This is a genomic window from Acinetobacter sp. YH12063, from assembly GCF_013419715.1.
Classification (GTDB): domain Bacteria; phylum Pseudomonadota; class Gammaproteobacteria; order Pseudomonadales; family Moraxellaceae; genus Acinetobacter; species Acinetobacter amyesii.
On the sequence record NZ_VOZO01000003.1, the window covers coordinates 62728 to 87305 of the forward strand.

General features: G+C 40.6%; 18 protein-coding genes, 1 tRNA gene and 1 pseudogene. 15 read left to right on the top strand and 5 right to left on the bottom strand.

Annotated features, from left to right (window positions below; translation table 11 throughout):
- Positions 1-4: 4 nt before the first annotated feature.
- A pseudogene (locus FTU12_RS16420) lies at positions 5-437 on the top strand (transposase); the annotation flags it as partial.
- 312 nt (positions 438-749) lie between these two features.
- A complete protein-coding gene (locus tag FTU12_RS04980; protein WP_180113888.1) occupies positions 750-1088 on the top strand; it encodes an MGMT family protein in 339 nt (112 codons plus the stop codon).
- A 92-nt stretch (positions 1089-1180) separates the two neighbouring features.
- On the opposite strand, the gene FTU12_RS04985 is transcribed toward FTU12_RS04980, so the two are convergent.
- Together FTU12_RS04985 and FTU12_RS04990 are read right to left on the bottom strand one after the other, a co-directional pair.
- Entirely contained in the window at positions 1181-1621 is a 441-nt protein-coding gene (locus FTU12_RS04985; protein ID WP_180111213.1) for a universal stress protein, read from the bottom strand.
- 293 nt (positions 1622-1914) lie between these two features.
- Positions 1915-2331 (bottom strand): hypothetical protein, encoded by a 417-nt coding sequence (locus FTU12_RS04990; protein ID WP_180113889.1) that lies wholly within the window; start codon positions 2329-2331, stop codon positions 1915-1917.
- Positions 2332-2498: 167 nt separating this feature from the next.
- Here FTU12_RS04990 and FTU12_RS04995 point away from each other — a divergent pair.
- A tRNA-Met gene (locus FTU12_RS04995) sits at positions 2499-2575 on the top strand.
- A 267-nt stretch (positions 2576-2842) separates the two neighbouring features.
- On the opposite strand, the gene FTU12_RS05000 is transcribed toward FTU12_RS04995, so the two are convergent.
- On the bottom strand, positions 2843-4468 hold the full coding sequence (locus FTU12_RS05000; RefSeq protein WP_180113890.1) for an NAD+ synthase: 1626 nt from the start codon (positions 4466-4468) through the stop codon (positions 2843-2845).
- Positions 4469-4844: 376 nt separating this feature from the next.
- Positions 4845-5360 (bottom strand): hypothetical protein, encoded by a 516-nt coding sequence (locus FTU12_RS05005; protein ID WP_180113913.1) that lies wholly within the window; start codon positions 5358-5360, stop codon positions 4845-4847.
- A gap of 162 nt (positions 5361-5522) precedes the next feature.
- Here FTU12_RS05005 and FTU12_RS05010 point away from each other — a divergent pair, with 162 nt between their 5' ends.
- The 5 genes from FTU12_RS05010 to FTU12_RS05030 all read left to right on the top strand — a co-directional run bounded on the left by FTU12_RS05010 (position 5523) and on the right by FTU12_RS05030 (position 12162).
- Entirely contained in the window at positions 5523-7025 is a 1503-nt protein-coding gene (locus FTU12_RS05010) for an AAA family ATPase (RefSeq protein ID WP_180113891.1), read from the top strand.
- Complete coding sequence (locus tag FTU12_RS05015; protein WP_180113892.1) at positions 7013-8449, top strand: VWA domain-containing protein; 1437 nt, start codon at positions 7013-7015, stop codon at positions 8447-8449. Before FTU12_RS05010 ends, FTU12_RS05015 begins: the two co-directional genes overlap by 13 nt.
- Positions 8450-8689: 240 nt before the next feature.
- A complete protein-coding gene (locus tag FTU12_RS05020) occupies positions 8690-9646 on the top strand; it encodes a metal-dependent hydrolase (protein ID WP_180113893.1) in 957 nt (318 codons plus the stop codon).
- A 12-nt stretch (positions 9647-9658) separates the two neighbouring features.
- Positions 9659-10525, top strand: a complete 867-nt coding sequence (locus tag FTU12_RS05025) for an SDR family NAD(P)-dependent oxidoreductase (RefSeq protein WP_180065232.1) — start codon at positions 9659-9661, stop codon at positions 10523-10525.
- Between the two features lie 2 nt (positions 10526-10527).
- Positions 10528-12162 carry an NAD(P)/FAD-dependent oxidoreductase gene (locus tag FTU12_RS05030; protein ID WP_180113914.1) on the top strand — a complete coding sequence of 545 codons (1635 nt, stop codon included), beginning with the start codon at positions 10528-10530 and terminating at the stop codon, positions 12160-12162.
- 332 nt (positions 12163-12494) lie between these two features.
- Here the strand turns inward: FTU12_RS05030 and gltA are convergent, their stop codons facing one another.
- Positions 12495-13772, bottom strand: a complete 1278-nt coding sequence (gene gltA / locus FTU12_RS05035; RefSeq protein ID WP_078189909.1) for a citrate synthase — start codon at positions 13770-13772, stop codon at positions 12495-12497.
- 1027 nt (positions 13773-14799) lie between these two features.
- Here gltA and sdhC point away from each other — a divergent pair.
- The 7 genes from sdhC (at position 14800) to lpdA (ending at position 24540) form a co-directional block, all read left to right on the top strand.
- Entirely contained in the window at positions 14800-15198 is a 399-nt protein-coding gene (gene sdhC / locus FTU12_RS05040; protein ID WP_078192993.1) for a succinate dehydrogenase, cytochrome b556 subunit, read from the top strand.
- A complete protein-coding gene (gene sdhD / locus FTU12_RS05045) occupies positions 15198-15563 on the top strand; it encodes a succinate dehydrogenase, hydrophobic membrane anchor protein (RefSeq protein ID WP_078189907.1) in 366 nt (121 codons plus the stop codon). The genes sdhC and sdhD overlap by 1 nt, the downstream gene beginning before the upstream one ends.
- Before the next feature lie 12 nt (positions 15564-15575).
- The gene (gene sdhA, locus FTU12_RS05050) at positions 15576-17474 is read left to right on the top strand and encodes a succinate dehydrogenase flavoprotein subunit (protein WP_180011021.1); all 1899 of its coding nucleotides are present in this window, start codon (positions 15576-15578) and stop codon (positions 17472-17474) included.
- A gap of 14 nt (positions 17475-17488) precedes the next feature.
- Entirely contained in the window at positions 17489-18196 is a 708-nt protein-coding gene (locus FTU12_RS05055; RefSeq protein WP_078189905.1) for a succinate dehydrogenase iron-sulfur subunit, read from the top strand.
- Between the two features lie 796 nt (positions 18197-18992).
- Positions 18993-21815, top strand: coding sequence for a 2-oxoglutarate dehydrogenase E1 component (locus FTU12_RS05060; RefSeq protein ID WP_111884450.1), 2823 nt, complete (start codon positions 18993-18995; stop codon positions 21813-21815).
- Between the two features lie 16 nt (positions 21816-21831).
- A complete protein-coding gene (gene odhB, locus FTU12_RS05065) occupies positions 21832-23049 on the top strand; it encodes a 2-oxoglutarate dehydrogenase complex dihydrolipoyllysine-residue succinyltransferase (protein ID WP_078192990.1) in 1218 nt (405 codons plus the stop codon).
- Positions 23050-23109: 60 nt separating this feature from the next.
- Positions 23110-24540 carry a dihydrolipoyl dehydrogenase gene (gene lpdA, locus FTU12_RS05070; protein WP_180113894.1) on the top strand — a complete coding sequence of 477 codons (1431 nt, stop codon included), beginning with the start codon at positions 23110-23112 and terminating at the stop codon, positions 24538-24540.
- Positions 24541-24578: the final 38 nt, after the last annotated feature.

The following is a 24578-nucleotide window of genomic DNA, read 5'->3' on the forward strand; positions in this document are numbered from 1 at the left end:
ATAAAAACATATTGATATTGCGATTAGCTATCAAAAAAGTTCTGATGGACTACATCTACTTGTTGACTCTATAGGTTTGAAGTTATTAGCTGAAGGTGAATCGAAACCTAATAAACATCAGTCTGAAGGTCGACGACAATGGCGTAAACTTCGTATTGGTATAGATGCTGAAAACATTGCAAACATGGACAATTCAGCTCATGACAACAATGTCAGCAGTTCATAAGTACTAGAAAACTTACTTGCATAAATTTCACCTAGTGAGCCAATGAATTCTAGCTATACCGATGGCGCATATGACACAAAATGCTGTAGGCATATCATTTCAGATTTATAAGCACTCTAGTCATTCCTCAAAGAAAAAATGCGAAACCATGAAAAGACAAAAAACTGTGGCTTTGGGAAGAAATGAATTCTTAAAGACAGTCCGACGTGTAAGGTGTGCCGTCATGAAGCTTTTAGTCACATCATGATAAAGTTTATTTGAAGTTCTGCTTTAAATGACGCTGTCTTTTTGCATAAGAAATACGATATCTCGCCATGTTTTTAATTGCATAAATGCGCTCTCTACCAAGGGGCGATATTTATACAAATGGTTGTCATAGCCCAAATGTGTCGATAAAGTTGAATTACTCACTTTGAAAAATACCGATGTGACTTTACAAGATCTAATCGATCACAACCAATTACTGTACTAATCTGTAAAAATTAAGTATTAATCAAAGAGAACCTTAGGGTTCTCTTTTTTGATGCGACTCAAAGGAGCTCATGTGAAGCAGAGTGATGAATTGGCAACGCAGATTTTGTCGGTTATTCAATTGATACCGCAAGCGAAGATTGCCACTTATGGACAAATTGCCAAATTAGCGGGTTTACCGAAGCATGCACGGCTAGTTGGCTATGTGCTTAAGCATCTAGATGCAACATCAACGATCCCATGGCATCGGGTGGTCAATGCGCAGGGAAAAATCAGCACGCAGCGCTGTAATGAAAAAGGCGAAAATATTCAGCAATTGAAATTGGCAGCTGAAAATATCTTTGTGGTGAATGGGCGCATTTCATTGAAACAATATCAATGGTTGCCCTAAGTAGACTCTTTTATTTATCTGTTCATGGCTAAGGTAAAAAAAAGCCCTCTAGGGTTAGAAGGCTCTTTATTTCACGCTATAAATCTAGTGGTTTATTTGCGCACAACCAAAACTGGAATGTCAGAAGCACCCAGTACGCTTTGAGCTACGCTACCCAAGAAGAATTTTTTGATCCCTGTACGGCCATGTGAACCAATGATAATTAAGTCTGCATGTGCCTCTTCTGCAGCTTTAACCAGTTCAGTATGTACCACTTGACCTTCAAGTAGGCGAGTTTCAACCGTGACACCTTCAGTTGAAAATTTAGCTTTTGCTTCTTCAAGTGTATTTAAAATCGATGCACGAGCACGTTCAATTAAATCATTGGTTTGCGCTGCTGAAATATACTCAGCAGCAATATATGGATCGAGTGTCAGTACTTGAACCACAGTAATTTTACTGCCAAAAGTTTTTGCAAACTCGACAGCTTTAGCCACCGCAGCATAAGAAGTTTCTGAACCGTCCACTGGAACTAAAATATTATTTAAAGCCATCTTATTTCTCCTTATCTGATCAATTGAATTTGGATGGAAAAACCTGAAAAAAAGCGCTATTTACATTGATCATAGTTTCATCATACGCTTTTTTATTTAGGAATAAAACCAAGTAAATTCATAGGGATATTGCGAAATTAGCAATAAAAATATTGCAAAAATATAGACTTGTTTTCACCATGCTTAGCGATAGCAAAAATGCTCAATAATGTAAGCAGCTATGTCTAGATTGTAAGACAATTTGGTGCTGAAAAAATTGAGCCTAGATAATTCATCCATCAGTGGACATGGTTTCAATCACACCGTTTCTCTTGATCTGTCAGGGTAATATGCAACGCTTGTTGCTCAAGCAAGCTTAATTTATACAACGCATCTTCAGGGAAGATCTGTTTTTGCAGGCGTTGAATCTGTCGTGCTGATAAATGCTGATTGGCACAATACATCGCAGCTTCATTGGCGCGCGCAACACTGACTAACTTCTCCTGATCATTGAAGTCGAGTCGAATGATAGGCTGCTGTGCTCGGCTAAGTTGAGCCATGCTACGCTTTTGTTGCATGCTTAATAAGGGCTGTTTATTAATCCAAGTCGCCACATCACGTCGCACACCATAGTAGTCAACAAAAATAGGCGAAACGATTTGGCAGCCCGTTAAGGTCATGACGGCAAGGCTGAGGGTCAGACAGGTTTTTTTTATCGGATTAAATTGCATGATAAAACTCTAATTTTTAATCAAAAAATATAGTAATTAGGGCTAAAAATAGCATGATTTGCTTAAATAGTAACATCTTGAACTTTGCTTGTTTAAACTCTGAACAATTGCAAACAAAAATGCTTGACGATAATGTGTGAAATCTAGATAATGCCACCACAGTTTACGGCTATGTAGCTCAGTTGGTTAGAGCACCGCACTCATAATGCGGGGGTCACAAGTTCAAGTCTCGTCATAGCCACCATTTTTATAGACCAAGCTCTCAGCTTGGTCTCTTTTTTTGTGCCTAGAAAAAGTCAAATAGATTGAAATAATTACTGCACTAATAAAATGATCTGTTCACGATGTTAATGTAGAAATAAAAGAGAACTCAAATCTTTGATGTTATGAATTGATGTCCTAACTTTTGAAATACACATCTCAATTACTTTTTATATTTACTGCTGTGTTTTTTGCGCCTATAAAAAAAAGCCCAGTGATAGAACTGGGCTTTTTGATTTGAATCGAGTAATTAGATACCCGGTTTCCAACCATTCACGATCGGGTAGCGACGTTCACGGCTAAATGCACGTGAGCTGATACGTGGACCGATCGCGCCTTGGCGACGTTTGTATTCGTTTAGATCAACCAAACGGATCACTTTTTTCACAACTTCAGCATCAAAACCTTTGGTAATGATGTCATCTTGGCTCATGTCTTCTTCGATATACGCATACAAGATGGCATCCAATACTTCGTATTCAGGTAATGAGTCTTGGTCTTTCTGATCTGGACGAAGTTCCGCAGAAGGTGGGCGAGTAATTACACGTTCAGGAATCACTGGTGTTTCTGAAATGCTGTTACGGTATTTTGCTAGTTCAAATACAATCGTTTTATAGACGTCTTTAAGAACCGCAAAGCCACCGACCATGTCACCGTACAATGTGCAGTAGCCAACAGATAATTCAGACTTGTTACCTGTAGAAAGGACTAAATTGCCGAACTTGTTCGATAAGGCCATTAACAATGTACCGCGAGAACGCGCTTGTAAGTTTTCTTCAGTCGCATCGGTCGGTGCATCACCAAAGAATGGGAACAAGGTTTGCATAAAACCATTCACAATTGGATTGATTTCGGCAATACCAAAAGTCACGCCCATATTCTTGGCTTGTTCAGCCGCATCTTCAACACTGATTTGCGCAGTATAAGTATATGGCATCATGACCGCTTGAACTTTATCGGCACCAATTGCATCGGCAGCAATCGCTAAAGTTAATGCTGAGTCAATACCACCAGATAGACCTAAAATCACACCTGGGAAGCCTGAACGTTGTACGTAGTCACGTGTTGCGATCACAAGGCTTTGATAGATTTCAGCCATGGTATTTAATACAGGGGTGATTGCACCTGTTTTAAAGGCTTTTTGTTCGGCATCGTATTCTGCGATATATAGATCTTCAACAAAACTCGGTGCTTGCAATGCAACTTCACCTAAATTGTTCATCACAAAGCTTGTGCCATCAAAGACAAGGTCATCTTGACCGCCCACTTGGTTACAGTAAACCAAATTGATGTTCAATTGTTTGGTCAATGCAGCCATGGTTTCAATGCGATGCTGTGGTTTACCAACTTCATAAGGTGAAGCATTTAAAACCAAAGCGGTTTCAACATTTAACTGAGCAAGCTGTTGAACAGTTGGTAATGCCCAAACATCTTCGCAAATCAACACACCAAACTTATGACCTAAATATTCAAAGACAAGGTGTTGATGACCCTCACTGAAATAACGTTTTTCATCAAAAACGCTATAGTTTGGAAGATTTTGTTTATTGTAAATCCCGAGAACTTGACCATTTTTCATGACAGCAGCAGAGTTATAGCGCTGACCATCTTCAGTTTGATTCACAAAACCAAAGACTAAAACGATGTCCTTAACGCTCGCCAATTGTTCAAAAGCTTGCTGTGTACGTTTATTTAAACTTGGACGTAATAATAAATCTTCAGCAGGATAACCAACTGTAGAAAGTTCCGGAAAAACAATAATATCTGCATTCTGTTCTTTTGCAGCATTGGCTTGTTGAAGCATTTTTGCTGCGTTTGATTCTAGGTTACCAATATGCGGAGAGAACTGAGCAAGTGCAATTTTAAAACTATTCATTCCAACTAAATCCTATTCCTATAGGTGAATACACTTAACACACTGATTTGTATTATTGTGATTATTCAGCGAGTGTATTTAGATACGAAAAATACTGCCGAAAGGCGAAAACAAAACACCATCATCGTATGATAATTCACTTGTTTTGATGCAAAGCAAAAAAATAAGGTGAGCCTATTTTATCTGAATTTAAGCGAGATACTAGAGGTATTCATAGCTTTTAAAAGCCTAGCTGAGCTTATGTGCCATAAAGTAAATATTAATGCTGTTTTTTTGTACTTAAAAATAGCGTCAATGGGCGAGCAATAGTGTGTAATAGAATGATCAGGCGATATTCAGTTTTATCTAAAAATATTCGACTAATAGTATGGAAGCTTTACAGCTCAATGTGATGAACAAGTTCTGGATATAAAATAATATTTTTAATTCGCTTTAAATAGATGTCACGAGCAATGTCGCCTTGTTGCTCAATGTTGTAGTCAAAAAATGCTTTGTGTGCTTTGAGGGTATAGTGGTAAGGATTATATTTTTTAAAACTAAAGAAATACGCCATCTGTAAAACAGCACCCCGACCCAAAACATTGATCTGCTGCTGGTATTGATAAACATGGGCCATCTCATGAATAAACAGGGCGCGATATCCTAAGGACGCTTTGGCATAGTCCGCTTTAAACAGTAAATTTCGTGCATGGATATACCCCTGAGGCGCCATGACCACATGCGCCGATTGCCAAGGCAAAAAAGGGTGATTCATCACTTTCACTTGTTCATATTGAATCAAATCCCCAAATACACTCTGACACATGGATATTTCACCTGCCGTGAGGGATCGATATTTAAAACCTTCAAGTTTTAACAGTCGGATGAGTGTAGGAAAGAAGGGCAACATGATGAAAAGTTTCTAGAGTTCCAAAGGGATGTGTAGTTTTACTATAACCTGAAAATACAATATCACGCTGTTGCGCTGTATTTAAAAAGCGATATTTTTGCATCTGCTACAGCGAAACATCGGTTAGGGCGTTACAATTTAGTTTTCGGTCAAACAGATAATCAGATGCAAGCACGGATCAATACTTTAATTTCTGAAATCAGTAAAAATATGTATGAACGCGAGCAGATTATTGCTTTGAGTTTGCTGGCTGGTGTTGCGGGCATGAATACCTTTTTATATGGTTTGCCCGGCACAGCAAAAAGTTTGATTTCGCGTCGAATTGCTTCTGCTTTTGAAGTCCATGACTATTTTGAATATTTGATGAATCGTTTCAGTACGCCTGAAGAAATTTTTGGCCCAGTATCAATTAAAGCCTTAAAAGAAGATCAATACATTCGTAAAACAGAACATTATTTACCACGGGCAGATTTTGCTTTTTTAGATGAAATTTGGAAAGCCAGTCCAGCGATTTTAAATACTTTACTGACCTTGGTGAATGAGCGGAGTTTTAAAAATGGTGACATTGTCCAAAAAGTTCCATTGAATGTTTTGGTTAGTGCATCGAATGAAATTCCCGAATCAAATCAAGGTCTAGATGCATTGTATGATCGTTTTATTTTGCGTTTAGAAGTGCCGCCGATTGCTGTTGCAGAAAACTTTCATGCACTATTACAGGCCAAGCCGAGTCAAGTCAGTGTTGAAGTCGATGCAACTTTAAAAATAACAAAAGCCGAGTTGCAAGATTGGCGGGAACAGATATATCAGGTGGAATTACCCGCTTCGATTTTAAATCTGTTTGATCAACTTAAAACTCGACTCAACCATAACTTTGAAGATCACGTGGTCTATGTCTCTGACCGTCGTTGGCAACGTGTGGCTTATTTAGTCAAAGCCTGTGCATTTTTAAATGATCGTCCATCAGTGATTTTGAGTGATCTATTAATTTTAAAACATTGCTTATGGAATCAGCCTGAAGACATTGCTTTTGTTTCGCAGCAGATAGATGAAGTATTGGCTGAAAATGGCTTAAATTACGGTTTGCAATTCGAACAACATGTGGCAGAGAAGGATGCACTTGAACAGCGGGTGCTCAATCATTTTTATTATACCGATGATGTGTATGAGAGTTATTTAATTCATGGCACTGATTACTTGCGTGCAGTGACCAATCTAGATCGACACTATAAAGATAAACTGTTGTATCTCGAACTGGATAAAATGGATACGAAAAAGGACTTCTTTGCCTTAGATGATACCGGTGAAGAAGTGCGTGGCATCGTATGTAATTTTAATGGTTCAAGAGTGTGTACGTTAAAAGGTGGCTATTACGGCTTAGAAGAAGTGGTGACGCCGTATATAAAACATACCAAAGGTAGTCCACGCAGCTCTCTTTCAGCACAAAGCCAATATGAGCTGTTACACGAAGTTCAACAGCTCAAAGCACAGTTTCAAACAGAATTGGAACTGTTAACGGAACGATTTAACAGTCAAAAACATCAGTTTAAATCGGTCTTTGTCACTGAACAGGATATTGAACATTTGATTCAATCTATTGAGCAGCAATTGGCGAGATATCAGTTGCAGTTACAAGATTGTGAGCGCTTGGAACAGTTATGTCGCAATTAAAACTGACACGACATCAAACTCAATCGGCACTCGATGAATTAAGTTCACAACTATATGATGAATTAAAACAATCCAGTTTAAAACATTGGTTGGAAGATCATAAAGTTGCAAAAAAGCTCGATCAAAAAATTCAGGAATGGGCCTTTCAGGCAAAATCGAGTTTAGATCAGCAGCATCCCTATGCAGTGGCGCAGCAGCAATTGGAATATTGGCTTGCGTTAAAGCATTGGGAGCAGGGTGATTTTGTTCAATTCCACACTGAATATGCCGCCTTCATGCAAACCTTAGGGATTCCAGAATTCACTGAAATGTGGCAACAGAGCCAACAGCCATTGCTGACCAAGCAGCAGCGTCAATTACAAATAGAGCTATTTAAAGGCAAATGGCAGCGTAAATTGACCGAAGCCATTGCGCATTGGGAGTTTGAGCAGCTCAGGTTACAACGAGATGCCTTTTTAGATGAAATCAAAGATTTTCTTGCGACATTGTCGAAAATGGTCAAGCACCATGACAGTGTCGGGTTTGAAACTGGGATTTTTCTAGACTATTCCAAAGGGCAATTAACTGAGCATGATGTACAGAACTTTGAGCAATGGGCGAATTATCTCGAGCAAGATCGGGCGCTTAAACGTTTATGTCAAATGATCGGAAGCGCACAGCCGAATATGCCACGTAAGCGGATTTCTGCGCAGTTAGAACAAGAACCACTGCAGCTTATTCACACCCCGATGGCGCAAGAGGAAATTACTGGAATTAAATTGGCACAAGAACTCAGTATGGCTTTACCTAGCGAGTTGGCGCTATTAGCCGATCCAGACTTGCAAGTTTTATTTGATTTGAAATATTTAGAATCTAATTTGATGAGTTTTAATCGACAAGGTCAGCAACAGGGACGGGTGATTGAAGACCAACGCCATACGCAGCATCGAGTCGGACAAAAAGGCCCGATGATTGTCTGCTTAGATACCAGTGGCTCAATGAATGGGCAACCTGAACTGATTTCCAAAGCGATTTGTTTGTATTTATCTATTCGAGCGCTAAAAGAAAAGCGAGCGATGTATTTGGTGAATTTCTCGACCAATTTAACCGCGCTGAATTTACAGCGTAACAGCGCTTTGGATGATGTCATTCACTTTTTAGGGCAGTCATTTCATGGGGGAACCGATATTATCCCTGCGATGAATCATGCCGTGGACATGTTGAAACAACCGAATTTTGTACATGCCGATGTGGTGGTAATTTCCGACTTTATAATGGGTCAACTGACTGAAGAACTCATGCAAGAGATCACACATTTTAAGCAGCAGGGCAATGGATTCTATGCTGTGGCTATCGGTAATTTTAAACTAGATCATTTAGATGACAGCCTGTTTGATCATCAATGGGTCTATCAATCTGTGACTGGCGAAGTGCAAAAAATCTAATAATCGTCCCTCACAAAAAATACGCCATGACCTTTAATGACAAGCTTTTGAGCCATACAGCATTGATGTTTTAAAGATTGTCTGACAAAGAAAATATTTGAGCATTTTTGCAAATCTAGAGGTCGGTTTTGCTAATGGCCTAGTGATCTATCTCACTTAATTTGATCCTCAATCTATGTGTTTTTACTTTAATCGACATGAAGTCAATGAACGGTAAACACCCAAATTGAGAGCAAAATCATGAGCGCTTTTCAACCGATAAAAAAAACGTTAGCACGCGTATTTGCAGGCCCTGTCTTTGACCCAACAAAACAGTCTGCCGTTGTTCCTATTCGTCATATGAAATTTGATTTCGAGCCAGAAAAAATTGATCCAAAATTTTATATGAATGCAGAATTGGCCAGTGCCTATTTTGCATCTTTATCTATTTTCTTAACCCGTGGCGAAGATTTAGTGATTGATACTGCTCGATATCATCGCGACTTTATTCAAGATCCTGTATTAAGACAACGTGTCACGTCGTTGATTGGGCAAGAGGCCATTCATTCACGTATGCATGAAGAAATGAATGAAGCATATCGCGCAAGAAATCTGCCTGTGCAATTTTTTAGAAAGTTAGAACACTACGTCTTTGCCTATGGTTTTGAACGTATGCCACAGCCAATAAAGTTATCCTTAATGGCAGCAATTGAGCATTTCACCGCAGTGCTTGCGGAATACATGATGAATCATGAAGAAATCTTTTTTAATTCAATAGATGAAAAGCAGCGCGCTATTTGGATGTGGCATATGTTGGAAGAGTCTGAACACAAAGACATTGCCTATGATGTTTATCAAGAATTATCAGGTAATTATGCTTTACGTATTGCAGGCTTTTTCCCTGCATTAATTACCATTTTGGGTTTGATTTCAATTGGTGCATCGATTGTCCCTTTCTACAGAAAGCCATCAAATTTGATTAGCCTAAGCTACTGGAAAGATGTTCCGCGCAGTTTCCAACTGATTTTTGGTCTAAGAGATGGTGTTTATGGCAGCAGCCTCGGGCATATTTTTGATTATTTACGACCAAGTTTTCACCCAAATGATCATGACACTTCTGCATTTCTTGAATATTACAAAAAGCGTTTGCTGAACCCTGTTGATGGTGTGTTAACACCTTATTTTGTCAAAGAATTTACCCCAGCATTAAAACGATAAAAGGACAAAACCATGGGTCTATTTGGAAAAAAGAATAAGCCAAGTGAAAACGCCTACGCGGTGGTTACCGGTGCAGGCAGTGGTATTGGGCGAAGTTTCGCTTTGGAGTTGGCACGTCGTGGTGGGACAGTGGTCTGTGCCGATATTCATCTAGAAGCAGCGCAAGAAACGGTGGATCAAATTCAATCCATGACATCATCAAATGCTTATGCGGTGCAGTGTGATGTAGGTAAAGCTGAAGAAGTAAAAGCATTGTCAGAGCAAGCTGAGCAGTTGATGGGACATGCTGTGACCTTGGTGATCAACAATGCAGGCGTCGGGCTGGGTGGTAAATTTGATGAACTGAGTTTAGATGACTGGCAGTGGTGTATGCATGTCAATTTGTGGGGTGTGGTGCATGGCTGCCATTATTTTGTACCCAAGTTGAAACAAAATAAGCAGGGCGGCGCGATTATTAATGTTGCTTCTGCTGCGGCATATACTGCTGCACCAGAAATGACAGCATATAACGTGACGAAGTCGAGTGTGTTGGCATTGTCTGAAACTTTATCGGCAGAGCTCCGATCGGCAAATATCCGTGTGAATGTACTGTGCCCAACCTTGGTGCCGACCAATATCATGAAGAATGGACGCTTGCCCAATCGATATTCAAGCTTAGCTGATCAACTGCTGATGAATCATGCATTTACGACGAGCCACGATGTAGTCAATTTGACATTGAATAATTTAGATGCAGGGAAGTTGTACACCATTCCGCAACCTGATGCCAAATTATTTTGGTGGTTAAAGCGTTTATCCCCGCAAACCTATACCCGTTTATTGGGGGTGGGTTATCCCATATTTAACAACTATATTAAAAAGTCGGGAGCAAAAGCATGAACATGCCGACACAATTACATGACGAAGATGTAAAAGCCTTAGATCAAGAGAAAACTCAAACTAAAAAGCCCACAGCACATACTAATGCACGTCGTCCTGCATCGTCTTCTGCTAAAGCTAAAAAAGCAGCACAAGACCAAGCAGAGCCAGAACCTAGCCTACAAAAACCAAGCGTAGAAAATCAAGTGCGTGTCTACGATACCATTGTGATTGGTGCGGGGATATCCGGTTTAGCTGCCGCTCATCAAATGAATGAACGAGGTTATACCGATTATGTGGTTTTGGAAAAAGCCAATCGCGTAGGAGGAACATGGCGCGACAACACCTATCCAGGTTGTGGACGTGATGTCCCTTCGGCTTTATATTCTTTTTCATTTGCACCGAGTCATAAATGGAGTCATTTATTTGCCAAGCAACCTGAGATTCTGAACTATTTAGAAGGTGTTGCGGAGCAGCATGCGCTGTATCGCAACATTCAGTTCAATTGTGAATTAATTGCAGCGGAATGGAATGAGCAATTAAAGCAATGGCAATTGGAGACCAGTAAAGGTAAGTATGCGGCAAGAACAGTGATCTTTTCCACTGGGCCGATTACTGAACCGCAAATTCCAAAAATTAAAGGTATTGAAAGCTTTGAAGGTGAAATGTTCCATTCTGCGCGATGGAACCATGCCTATGACTTAAAAGATAAACGTATTGCAGTGATTGGTACGGGGGCATCTGCGATTCAGTTTATTCCTCAGATTCAACCTATTGCCAAAAATGTGGTGGTGTTTCAACGGACTGCGCCATGGGTATTACCAAAAGCAGATTTACCACTGAATGACCGTGCGAAAGGCATCATTACCCGTTTTCCGACTGTTCAAGAAACTTGGCGCAAAAGTGTGGCCGGTATATTAAATGGTATTAATTTAGGACTGCGTAATCCTTCACTACTAGAGCCTGTGAATTATTTAGGTCGTCAGTTGTTGAAAACACAAATTCAAGATACTGAATTACTTGAAAAAGTAACACCAAACTTTTCTATTGGTTGTAAGCGTCTTTTATTTGCCAATAACTATTATCCTGCTTTGCAGCAAGCCAATGTTGAACTTGTGCCACATGGTTTAGTGGAAATAGAAGGTAATACTGTCATCGCTGCAAATGGTGAACGTCATGAAGTCGATGTCATTATTTGGGGCACAGGTTTTGAAGTTTCTCATCCGCCGATTGGGCAACGTGTAAAAAATGCCAAAGGGGAGTTATTGTCAGAACTTTGGAAAAACAGTTCTCCTGAAGCGTTTTTGGGTACCAGTATCGCGCAAGTACCTAATGCCTTCTTGGTGCTTGGGCCAAATATTTTGGTTTATGACTCATTCATTGGGATTGCAGAAGCACAGGTTGGGTATATCGTTGATGCTTTGGTAAAAATGAAACAAGAGAAGATACAACGGCTTGAAATTAAGCCAAATGTATTGGCCTATCACAATGCAAAAGTACAGACACATTTACAGACTACAGTCTTTAATAGTGGCGGCTGTAAGAGCTATTACTTAGATGCCAATGGACGCAATTTTGTAGCTTGGCCGTGGTCACTGAAACAGTTAAAGCAGCGTCTTAAACAGGTGGACTTGACAGACTATGAGTCGGTTGCTTAGAGAAGGTTGCTTAATAAAAGTTACTTAACTTAATAAGCTAAAATAAAGCATCATCAATATTTAAACCTTTTGTTTACAGCCTAATTTCTACGTGGAATTAGGCTTTTTTATGACGATATCTGATGAAGCAGTGTGAGATTTTCTAGAAAATGGCGATTTAAAATACACTCAGCAATAAACAGCATACTTTATAACTTGTGAGACATCGTTTTATCTAATGATTGAGTTGAAAAATCAGTCAGATGGGGCTGTTTTAAAGTGCAAAATAAATCTAGCTGCATAAAAAAACCGCCCCAAAGGGACGGTTTTTAGATTCGCACAATTCTTTCGAATTAACGACCTTGGATATCGCGTTGAGTTTCGCCAGTGTAAAGCTGACGAGGACGACCGATTTTGTAAGGTGCGCTGTGCATTTCTAACCAGTGGCTGATCCAACCAACAGTACGTGCAAGAGCGAAGATTACTGTAAACATTTCTGTTGGGATACCAATCGCTTTAAGGATGATACCTGAGTAGAAGTCTACGTTAGGGTATAGGTTACGTTTGATGAAGTATTCGTCAGAAAGCGCAATACGTTCAAGTTCCATAGCCAAAGCAAGTTGTGGATCGTTGATACCAAGTGCAGTTAACACTTCGTCACAAGTCTCTTTCATTACTTTCGCACGTGGATCGAAGTTTTTGTAAACTCGGTGACCGAAGCCCATAAGTTTAACTTCTTTAGTTTTCACTTTTTCCATGAACGGAGCAACGTTTTCTACAGTGCCGATTTCATCAAGCATCTTAAGAACAGCTTCGTTCGCGCCGCCATGAGCAGGTCCCCATAGAGCCGCGATACCCGCAGCGATACATGCGTATGGGTTAGCGCCAGTAGAACCAGCAAGACGTACTGTAGAAGTAGACGCGTTTTGTTCGTGGTCAGCATGAAGCGTGAAGATACGGTCCATTGCTTTAGCAAGAATAGGGTCAACTTTGTAATCACGGTCTGCAGGAGTAGCAAACATCATGTACAAGAAGTTTTCTGCGTAGCTTAAGTCGTTACGTGGGTAAACGAATGGTTGGCCTACTGTGTATTTGTAAGTCCAAGCAGCTAAAGTAGGAACTTTAGCGATTAAGCGAATAGCAGTGATTTCGCGGTGGTCAATGTTTTCAACATCGAAACCGTTGTGATAGAACGCAGAAAGCGCACCAACAACACCACACATGATCGCCATAGGGTGAGCGTCACGACGGAAACCATTGAAGAAACGGCCAACTTGATCGTGAACCATAGTGTGGTTACGAACTTTAGCATCGAATTCTTGTTTTTGTTCAGCAGTAGGAAGCTCGCCGTTCAAAAGAAGGTAGCAAGTTTCTAAGTAGTCTGCTTTAGTAGCAAGCTGGTCGATTGGGTAGCCACGGTGTAGAAGAACACCTTTACCGCCGTCAATGAAAGTGATTTTAGATTCACAAGCAGCCGTTGAGACAAAACCAGGATCAAAAGTAAAGTGACCTGCGGCCAACACATCTTTAACGTCAATTACATCTGGGCCTAGAGTGCCACTGTAAATTGGTAAGTCAATTTCTTTGCCATCAAGCTGTAAAACGGCTTTTTTGCCAGTTGCTTCAGACATTCAATAGATCTCCTGTCCTGGTGAATGTTTTATCTGACTCAGTACTAATCTTTTAATGCGAGAATCAGACAGATCAAAAATTTGCTCTAAGATTAGAGGGAACTGAAATTTTGTCAATTATACTTATGGATATAAATTGAGGATCATTCCTTGGAATGAAGCACAATTCATCCGCTTAAAAAATGAGTAAAATCACAGTGCCGACGCAGTATAATAAGTCAAATTGCAGGGGAGGTGCAGATTAAAAAAAGCCTATTGCCTTAATTGTAAGCAATTTTTAATTCTTAAAAACTCTGAAACAAATATGAATTACAAGACCGCTATTTCATTAAATTATTATAATTTTCGTAACTTACACACATCTGTGGCTCTAAATTGCTGTTTTCTTATTCATAATTAAAACGACTTAATCGCCCTTAAAAAAAAGTTCGTTTGGTTAAAAAATAGTTAATTAAACGCCTTAAAAAGCTTAATAAATGATCATTTTTGTCATTGGAAAGGTAAATAATGGCGTTTTATTGAACAGATTTGCTGTTACTGAGATTTTTATGCACAGACTAAGTACTTATTTCGTTTCATGATCTTTAAGTTTTATCATTTGAGAAAATGATGCACATTTATTTTTATGATTATGGCTTGGCGAATGTGTTGGAAGATTTTAAAATGTAGTGGGAAAAGAAAGATTTAGATTTGTTCATCTTTAGTCTAAAAGTTTAAATCGCTATATACACACAAAAACAATAAGTTAAATTTACATTTAACTGATTAAAACCAACAACATAGTATGATTTTCTTAGATAAATAAGGTATTTTTTTTTAGAAAAGTTATTGTTAATGATTCTTATTTAAGGATATTTTGCAAAATTCCTAATTGTCTTCGTTTGTGTTTTGAAAGTTCACGTTTTATAATTCCCTGTCGTTTATAAGATCAGACAGCTGCAGAGTTTATTATATTGTAATGTCTGACTATGCTAGCTTTCCTACGAATTAATTCCAACAAACTCCGGATGGAGTTTTTACTTACAGGATGCCCGCTGTGAAAAGCAACAGACCTGTCAATTTGTCCATGGGTCAAGTTTTAGACGTAAACTTAAAATCCCCTGTGGCTATTGCATCAATTTTACACCGTCTATCAGGTGTTATCGTATTTTTACTCGTACCGGTCCTTCTTTGGATTTTAGACAAATCTTTATCTTCACCTGAAGGTTTTGCGCAAGTTCAAGCTGTGTTTGATAGCTTTATTGTGCGTTTTGTCGTATGGGTATTTGTAGCCGGCTTAATTTATCACCTTATCGGTGGTATCAAGCATCTATTTGCAGATCTTGGCGTTGCTGAAGAACTTCAAAGTGGTCGTATCGCAGCTACTATTTCATTGATCTTGTCTGCAATCGGTATTGTTGCAGCATTTGTATGGATTGTTCTCTAATGAAAAGTGCTACAGGTTTAACAGGATCAGGTTCGCGCGATTGGTTTATCCAACGTGTAAGTGCCGTTGTATTGGCTGTTTATACTATTGTTGTGCTGGGCTGGATCCTTTGCAATAGCGGATTCACTTTTGAGCAATGGTATGGCTTTATGATGACAACACCAATGAAGATTTTATCTTTATTGTCTGTCTTATCTCTTGTTGCGCATGCTTGGATTGGTATGTGGCAAGTATTCACTGACTATGTGACTACTCGTCAAATGGGTCCTTCAGCAAACGGTCTGCGTTTAGTGCTGACTTCTGCAGTGATTGTTGCAGTATTTGCATACGCGATCTGGGCGATCCAGATTTTTTGGGCAAATTGATAGGAAAATATCATGGGCGCTATAACCCCTAAAGAAGATTACACAAATATTCCACACCTAACTTTCGATGCGGTCATCGTTGGTGGTGGTGGTTCAGGTATGCGTGCTTCTTACCAACTTGCTCAAGCTGGTTTGAAAGTTGCTGTACTGACTAAAGTATTCCCAACTCGTTCACACACTGTTGCAGCGCAGGGTGGTATTGGTGCATCTCTTGGTAACATGCAAGAAGATAACTGGCACTACCACTTCTACGATACAGTTAAAGGTTCTGACTGGTTAGGTGACCAAGACGCAATTGAGTTTATGACTCGTGAAGCACCTCAAGTTGTATATGAGCTTGAACACCTAGGTATGCCATTTGACCGTAACGCTGACGGTACAATTTACCAACGTCCGTTTGGTGGTCATGCTGCGAACTATGGTGAAAAACCAGTTCCACGTGCATGTGCTGCTGCCGACCGTACAGGTCACGCTCTTCTTCATACGCTTTATCAAAGCAACGTGAAAATGGGTACTCAATTCTTCGTTGAATGGATCGCACTTGATTTGATCCGTAATGAAGAGGGTGATGTGCTTGGTGTGACAGCAATTGACCAAGAAACGGGTAAAATTGCAGTATTCCAAGGTAAAGCAACATTGTTCGCTACTGGTGGTGCTGGTCGAGTTTACCGTGCATCTACTAACGCTTATATCAACACTGGTGACGGTCTTGGTATGGCAGCTCGTGCAGGTATTCCATTACAAGATATGGAATTCTGGCAATTCCACCCAACAGGTGTTGCGGGCGCAGGCGTATTGTTGACAGAAGGTTGTCGTGGTGAAGGTGCGATCCTTCGTAACGATGCTGGTGAGCCGTTCATGGAACGTTATGCTCCGACACTTAAAGACTTGGCACCTCGTGACTTCGTATCACGCTCTATGGACCAAGAAATTAAAGAAGGTCGTGGCTGTGGTCCTAAGAAAGACTACATCTTGCTTGATATGACGCATCTTGGTGCTGAAACAATCATGAAACGTCTTCCATCTGTATTTGAGATTGGTAAGAAATTCGCGAACGTTGACATCACTAAAGAGCCAATTCCTGTAGTACCTACAATCCATTACCAAATGGGTGGTATTCCTACAAATATTCATGGTCAAGTGGTTGTTCCTGTATCTCGTGAAACTGAAGCTTTGGTTGCGAACTACAATAAAGAAACTGGTGTGTACTCACACAATGCGGGTGACCGTGATTTCACTAAACCAGTGAAAGGTTTCTATGCAATCGGTGAATGTTCATGTGTATCTGTACACGGTGCAAACCGTCTAGGTACAAACTCATTGCTTGACTTGGTTGTATTTGGTAAAGCTGCTGGTGAACATATTGTTGACTACGTAACTAAACACCACGGTGATGAATACGCTCCATTACCTACAACTGTTCTTGAAAACACTTTGAATCGTGTTCGTCATCTTGATGAATCTACTTCTGGTGAAAATGCTCAAGAAGTTGCAGATGCAATCCGTGACATCGTTCAAGACCACGCTGGTGTATTCCGTACATCTGCACTTCTTGAAGAAGGCGTGAAACAGATTCTTGCGATCGAACCACGTGTACGCAACATTCACTTGAAAGACAAATCTAAAGTATTTAACACAGCACGTGTTGAAGCTCTAGAAGTTGAAAACTTGTATGAAGTTGCAAAAGCGACACTGATTTCTGCAGCTGCACGTAAAGAATGTCGTGGTGCACATACAGTGGTAGATTTCGAATTACCACCTGATCATGCTGACTACCCATACGGCCGTCGTGATGATGAGTGGATGAAACACACTTTATGGTTCTCTGTAGATAACCGTCTTGAGTACAAACCAGTACGTTACAAGCCTTTATCTGTAGATGCTATTCCACCTAAACCACGTACATTCTAATTGGGAGAAGTAAGATGAGTAGAGGTACTCGTACATTTAATATCTACCGCTACGATCCTGATAAGGATGCAGCTCCGTACATGCAAACTTTTAAACTAGAGTTGACTGACAAGCACCGTATGTTGCTTGATGCGCTTCTAGCATTAAAAGTACAAGACGAATCATTAACATTCCGTCGTTCATGTCGTGAAGGTATTTGTGGTTCTGATGGTGTAAACATCAATGGTAAAAATGGTTTAGCGTGTCTTTGGAACCTAAACGACTTACCAGAAGTGATTACAATTCGTCCACTTCCAGGTCTTCCAGTAATTAAAGACTTGGTTGTAGATATGAATCAGTTCTACGATCAGTACAATAAAATCCATCCGTTCCTAATCAACAATCAGCCTGCGCCTCCTAAAGAGCGTTTGCAGTCTCCTGAAGAGCGTGAACACTTAGATGGTTTGTACGAATGTATTCTTTGTGCATGTTGTTCAACTTCATGCCCATCATTCTGGTGGAACCCAGACAAGTTCTTGGGTCCATCAGCATTGTTGAACGCATATCGCTTCATCATTGACTCTCGTGATACAGCAACTCAAGAGCGTTTGGCTCGTCTTGACGACCCATTCTCATTGTTCCGTTGTAAAGGTATCATGAACTGTGTATCTGTATGTCCTAAGGGTCTTAACCCAACTAAAGCAATCGGTCACATCCGTAATATGCTTTTAGATCTAGGTTAATAGATTTAGCAGTAAAAAGAAGCGCACCATTGGGTGCGCTTTTTTTTGTCATATATAAAAGTGATGATAGTGAAAGTTATTCACTGTCATTGCTGACTGCTTTAAATGGATTTAATAGAAACGTAGTGAATTAAAGGTATAAAGCGATAGATAAATGGTTATTTATTGATGAAACGCTCGTACAAGTCTGTCAAAAGGATTAGAAGATGTTATTATGTAACGTAGTAAAAAGAGAGAGGATAGGAATGTCAGCTCTCTTTTGTTTTTGTATATGAGATGAGGGAAAAATCGAACGTAGACTTTTGTCTTAATTGAAAGATCATTTTATATGTAGCACCATATCATAGATGAAAATACAAACAGTGTATTTCGCTAATTTATGAGAGGTATGTGTCAAAAAAATCAATTGAAAATGCTCGAACGTGTTAGCATTTAAAGCATCACTATATGTAAAAAATGACTTTGAATTAGGTACATTTTTTCTACAATTTAAGCGCTGTAGACGGTATATAAATGTTAATAAAGTCGCTTTAGAAAAGATAATGGTGCAAATTTTATTTTTTCTAAGACGATTTGCAAAAATTGCCCGATTTATGTCGGGTATTTCTCAATGAGTAATGATGCCGCTGAGGGCGTTATTGTTCATTAATCACATTGGGTAATCCTAATGTAGTGATAACGCCTCAAGGCTTAAGCCTAATGGGGACTAATGTCATATTACCAATTTGACATTACTAATCATGGGTTCGCTTAAAAAGCATCCTGAAATGTTTTGCAATAGGAAATGGGTCCACAAATGCAAGAAGTTGCTGACGCACTGCGTCTTGACACTGAACTTAGCGCTGACAGTGCAGCGTATATTGAAGAACTTTATGAGCAGTATCTAACGGCTCCAGACTCAGTAGAGGCTGATTGGCGTGAATACTTCGATAAATTCCCGAAAGGTGATCAACCACACAGCAATGTACGTGAGCAATTCCTATTATTAGGCCGTAATTCAAGCCGTGTTCAGCCAGTAGTGCAAAGTGCAGTAAGTTCTGAGCATGAACGCCGTCAAATCGGTGTATTACAGTTGATCGCTGCATACCGTAACCGTGGTCATCAAAACGCAAAATTAGATCCACTAGGTCTTGCAAAACGTGAAATCGTGCCTGATCTAGATCTTGCTGCGCACGGTCTAACTCAGTCTGACTTAGACACTGTATTTAATACAGGTAACCTTGCAATCGGTAAATCTGAAGCAACACTTGGTGAAATGGTTCAAGCAATGGAAGCAACTTATACTGCTTCGATTGGTGTTGAATACATGCACATTGTTGATACAAAAGAAAAACGTTGGATTCAACAACGCCTTGAAGGTACTCGTGGTCAATTTGGCTACACTGCAGACCAGAAAAAACATATCCTTGAACGTCTAACTGCAGCTGAAGGCCTAGAAAAATACCTTGGTAACAAATTCGTTGGTGCGAAACGTTTCGGTGTTGAAGGTGGTGAATCTTTCATTCCTATGGTGAATGAACTTATTCAACGTGCGGGTTCGGTAGGTTGTAAAGAAGTGGTTATCGGTATGCCTCACCGTGGCCGTTTAAACCTTCTTGTAAACATCATGGGTAAAAACCCAGCTGATCTATTTGGTGAGTTCGAAGGCAAATCTCTGCATAAAAAAGGCTCTGGTGACGTTAAATACCACCAAGGTTTCTCTTCAAACGTCATGACTCCGGGTGGCGAAGTTCACTTGGCATTAGCGTTTAACCCATCACACTTAGAAATCGTTGGACCTGTAGTAGAAGGTTCTGTACGCGCACGTCAAGTACGTCGTAAAGATATCGGTGGTGATGATGTATTACCAATCATCGTTCACGGTGATGCTGCATTTGCAGGTCAAGGTGTAAACCAAGAAACCTTCCAAATGTCACAAACTCGCGGTTATACCGTGGGTGGTACAGTTCATATCGTCGTGAACAACCAAGTTGGTTTCACAACGTCTGACCCACGTGATGCGCGTTCTACAGAATACTGTACTGACATCGCGAAAATGATCCAAGCACCGATCTTCCATGTGAACGGTGATGATCCTGAATCTGTATTATTTGTTTCTCAATTGGCACACGATTTCCGTCATACATTCCGTAAAGACGTTGTAATCGATATGTTCTGCTACCGTCGTCGTGGTCATAACGAAGCCGACGAGCCAGCTGCAACTCAGCCAATGATGTATCAAATCATCAATAAAAAAGCGACTACTCGTACGCTTTATGCTGACAAACTTGTACAAGAAGGCGTTCTTGATCGTGCTTCTGCTGATGCAATGGTTGAACAGTATCGTTCTGACCTTGAAGCAGGAAAACACGTTGCAAATGCGTTGGTACTTGAGCCAAATACAAAAATGTTTGTGGACTGGAAACCTTACCTAGGCCACGAATACACAGACAAATGGGATACGACTTTCCCAATCGAACGTCTAAAAGAGCTTGGTGCGAAAATGCGCGAGCTTCCTGAAGGCTTCGTGATGCAACGTCAGGTTGCTAAAGTGATTGATGACCGTCTGAAAATGCAGACTGGTGAAATGCCATTGAACTGGGGTGCTGCTGAAACATTAGCTTACGCGTCTCTTCTAGATGAAGGTTTCCTTGTTCGTTTAACAGGTGAAGACGTTGGTCGTGGTACATTCTCACACCGTCATGCAAAACTTCATAACCAAGTAGATGGTTCAACTTACATTCCATTATGTAACTTGAAAGAAAACCAACCGCGTACTGCAATTTATGACTCTTTATTGTCAGAAATGGCGGTTCTTGCATTCGAATACGGTTATGCAACAACTCTTCCAAAGAGCCTTGTCATTTGGGAAGCGCAATTTGGTGACTTCGCAAACTGTGCACAGGTTGTAATCGATCAGTTCATCGCGTCTGGCGAAACGAAGTGGGAACGTGTATGCGGTCTGACTATGCTTCTTCCACACGGCTTTGAAGGTCAAGGTCCTGAGCATTCATCAGCTCGTTTAGAGCGTTTCTTACAGCTATGTGCTGAAGAAAACATGCAAGTGATCACACCGACTACACCAGCGCAGATTTACCATGCGATGCGTCGTCAAGCACTTCGTCCAATCCGTAAACCAATGATCGTGACTTCACCGAAGTCTCTTCTTCGTCACAAACTTGCAACGTCTACTTTAGAAGAACTTGCAAATGGTTCATTCCAAACTGTGATCGACGAAATCGACAACATCAACAAGTCTGACGTAACTCGTCTAGTGCTTTGTGGTGGTAAGGTTTACTACGACTTACTTGAAAAACGTCGTGAAAAAGAATTGAACAACACAGCAATCGTTCGTATTGAACAATTGTATCCGTACCCAGAAGCACGTCTTGCTGAAGTTCTTGCACAATATCCAAACGTTAAAGAATTGGTTTGGGCTCAAGAAGAACCGAAGAACCAAGGTGCATGGTTATTCATCGCTCCGCGTCTATATGACGACGTGATGAAAGCGGGCAAACAAGTTCGTATTAGTTATGCAGGTCGTGAAGCTTCTGCTGCACCGGCTTGTGGTTCACCATATTTGCACGCAAAACAACAAGCTCAGCTCGTAAATGATGCTTTAGCTATCGTAGCTGAATAACAGGAGATTCTTAATAATGGCAACCGAAATTAAAGCACCGGTATTCCCAGAGTCAGTTGCTGACGGTACAGTTGCAACTTGGCACAAACAACCAGGTGAAGCAGTATCACGTGACGAAGTGATTTGTGATATTGAAACAGATAAAGTTGTTTTAGAAGTTGTAGCTCCTGCTGACGGTACGATTTCTGCAATCGTTAAAAACGAAGGCGATACAGTTTTATCGAACGAAGTGATTGCGACTTTTGAAGAAGGTGCTGCTTCTGGTGCTGCTCAAACTCAAGCTGTTCAATCAGAAGAGAAAGTAGAACAAGCTGCTGCGCAAACTCAAGCGGGTGCTGCTCCTGTTGTTGAACGTGCTCAACCTGTTGCTGATCAAGCTCCTGCAGTGCGTAAAGCATTGACTGAGTCTGGTATTGCTGCTGCTGACGTTGCTGGCACTGGCCGTGGCGGTCGCATCACTAAAGAAGATGTTGCAAACCACCAAGCTAAACCAGCTGCTCCTGCTGCTGCGCCATTAAGCGTTGCTGTTGGTGAACGTATCGAAAAACGTGTTCCTATGACTCGTCTTCGTAAGCGTGTTGCTGAACGTCTACTTGCTGCAACTCAAGAAACTGCAATGTTGACTACGTTCAACGAAGTAAACATGAAACCAATCATGGAAATGCGTGCGCAATACAAAGATGCTTTTGAAAAGCGTCATGGTGCACGTCTTGGCTTCATGTCATTCTTCGTTAAAGCGGCAACTGAAGCACTTAAACGCTACCCAGCTGTAAACGCTTCGATTGATGGCAATGACATCGTTTACCACGGTTTCTACGACATCGGTGTTGCTGTATCAAGCGACCGTGGTCTAGTGGTTCCAGTTCTTCGTGATACTGACCGCATGAACTATGCTGAAGTTGAAAACGGTATCCGTGCATACGCTGGTAAAGCGCGTGATGGTAAATTGGGTATCGAAGATATGACTGGCGGTACATTCACTATTACTAATGGTGGTACTTTCGGTTCATTGCTTTCTACACCGATCTTAAATACGCCACAAACTGCGATTTTGGGTATGCATAAAATCCAAGAACGTCCTATGGCTGTAAATGGTCAAGTCGAAATCTTGCCAATGATGTACTTAGCGCTTTCTTATGACCACCGTCTAATCGATGGTAAAGAAGCAGTAGGCTTCCTTGTAACAATCAAAGAATTGTTAGAAGAACCAGCTAAGCTAATCCTTGATCTTTAATACTTCAGAATAATGCAATGGGCTTTGAGCGATCCTCTAAGCCCATTTTTGGAGATACACATGTCTCAATTTGATTTAGTTGTTATTGGTGGCGGTCCTGGTGGTTATGAAGCTGCTATCCGCGCTGCTCAATTAGGCTTTAAAGTAGCTTGTATTGAAAAACGTATTCATAAAGGTAAACCATCTTTAGGTGGTACTTGCTTAAACGTGGGTTGTATCCCATCTAAAGCATTACTTGATTCATCTCACCGTTATGAAGATACCGTTCATCACTTAGATGACCACGGTATTACAACAGGTGAAGTGAAATTTGATCTTGCAAAATTACTTGATCGTAAAGACAAAATTGTTAACCAATTAACAATGGGTATTGATGGCCTACTTAAAGGCAATGGTATCGAATGGTTAAAAGGTACAGGTAAATTACTTGCAGGTAAGAAAGTTGAGTTTGTATCTCACGAAGGTGAAACTCAAATTTTAGAACCTAAATATGTAATTCTTGCATCGGGTTCTGTGCCAGTAAATATTCCAGTTGCTCCTGTAGATCAAGACATTATTGTTGACTCTACTGGCGCGCTTGAGTTCCCAGAAGTGCCTAAACGTCTTGGCGTAATCGGCGCGGGTGTCATTGGTCTTGAACTTGGTTCAGTATGGCGTCGTCTTGGTTCTGAAGTTGTTGTATTTGAAGCAATGGATGCATTCTTGCCAATGGCTGATAAAGCTTTGGCAAAAGACTACCAAAAAGTATTGACTAAACAAGGCCTTGATATCCGTGTTGGCGCTAAAGTTGCTGGTACAGAAGTCAATGGCCGTGAAGTTACTGTTAAGTACACGCAAGGTGGCGAAGACAAAACTCAAACTTTCGATAAATTGATCGTTTGTGTGGGCCGTAAAGCATATGCAGAAGGTTTATTGGCTGAAGATTCAGGCATTAAACTTACTGAACGCGGTCTAGTTGAAGTAAACGATTGGTGTGCAACTTCGGTTGAAGGCGTATACGCAATTGGTGACTTGGTACGTGGTCCAATGCTTGCACATAAAGCAATGGAAGAAGGCGTAATGGCTGTTGAACGTATGCACGGTCACGCAGCTCAAGTGAACTACGACACAATCATCTCTGTCATCTACACACACCCAGAAGCGGCGTGGGTTGGTTTAACAGAAGAGCAAGCGAAAGAAAAAGGCCATGAAGTGAAGACTGGTCAATTTGGCTTTGCTGCGAATGGTCGTGCAATGGCTGCTGGTGAAAACGCAGGCTTTGTTAAGTTTGTTGCTGATGCAAAAACGGATCGTCTACTTGGTATGCATGTCATTGGACCTGCAGCGTCTGATATCGTACACCAAGGTATGATTGCACTTGAGTTTGTATCAAGTGTTGAAGACCTTCAGTTAATGACTTTCGGTCACCCGACATTCTCTGAAGTCGTTCACGAAGCTGCACTTGCAGTCGATGGACGTGCAATTCACGCGATTCAGCGTAAACGTAAATAAGATGTAAAAAGAGCGGCTTAGGCCGCTCTTTTTTGTTT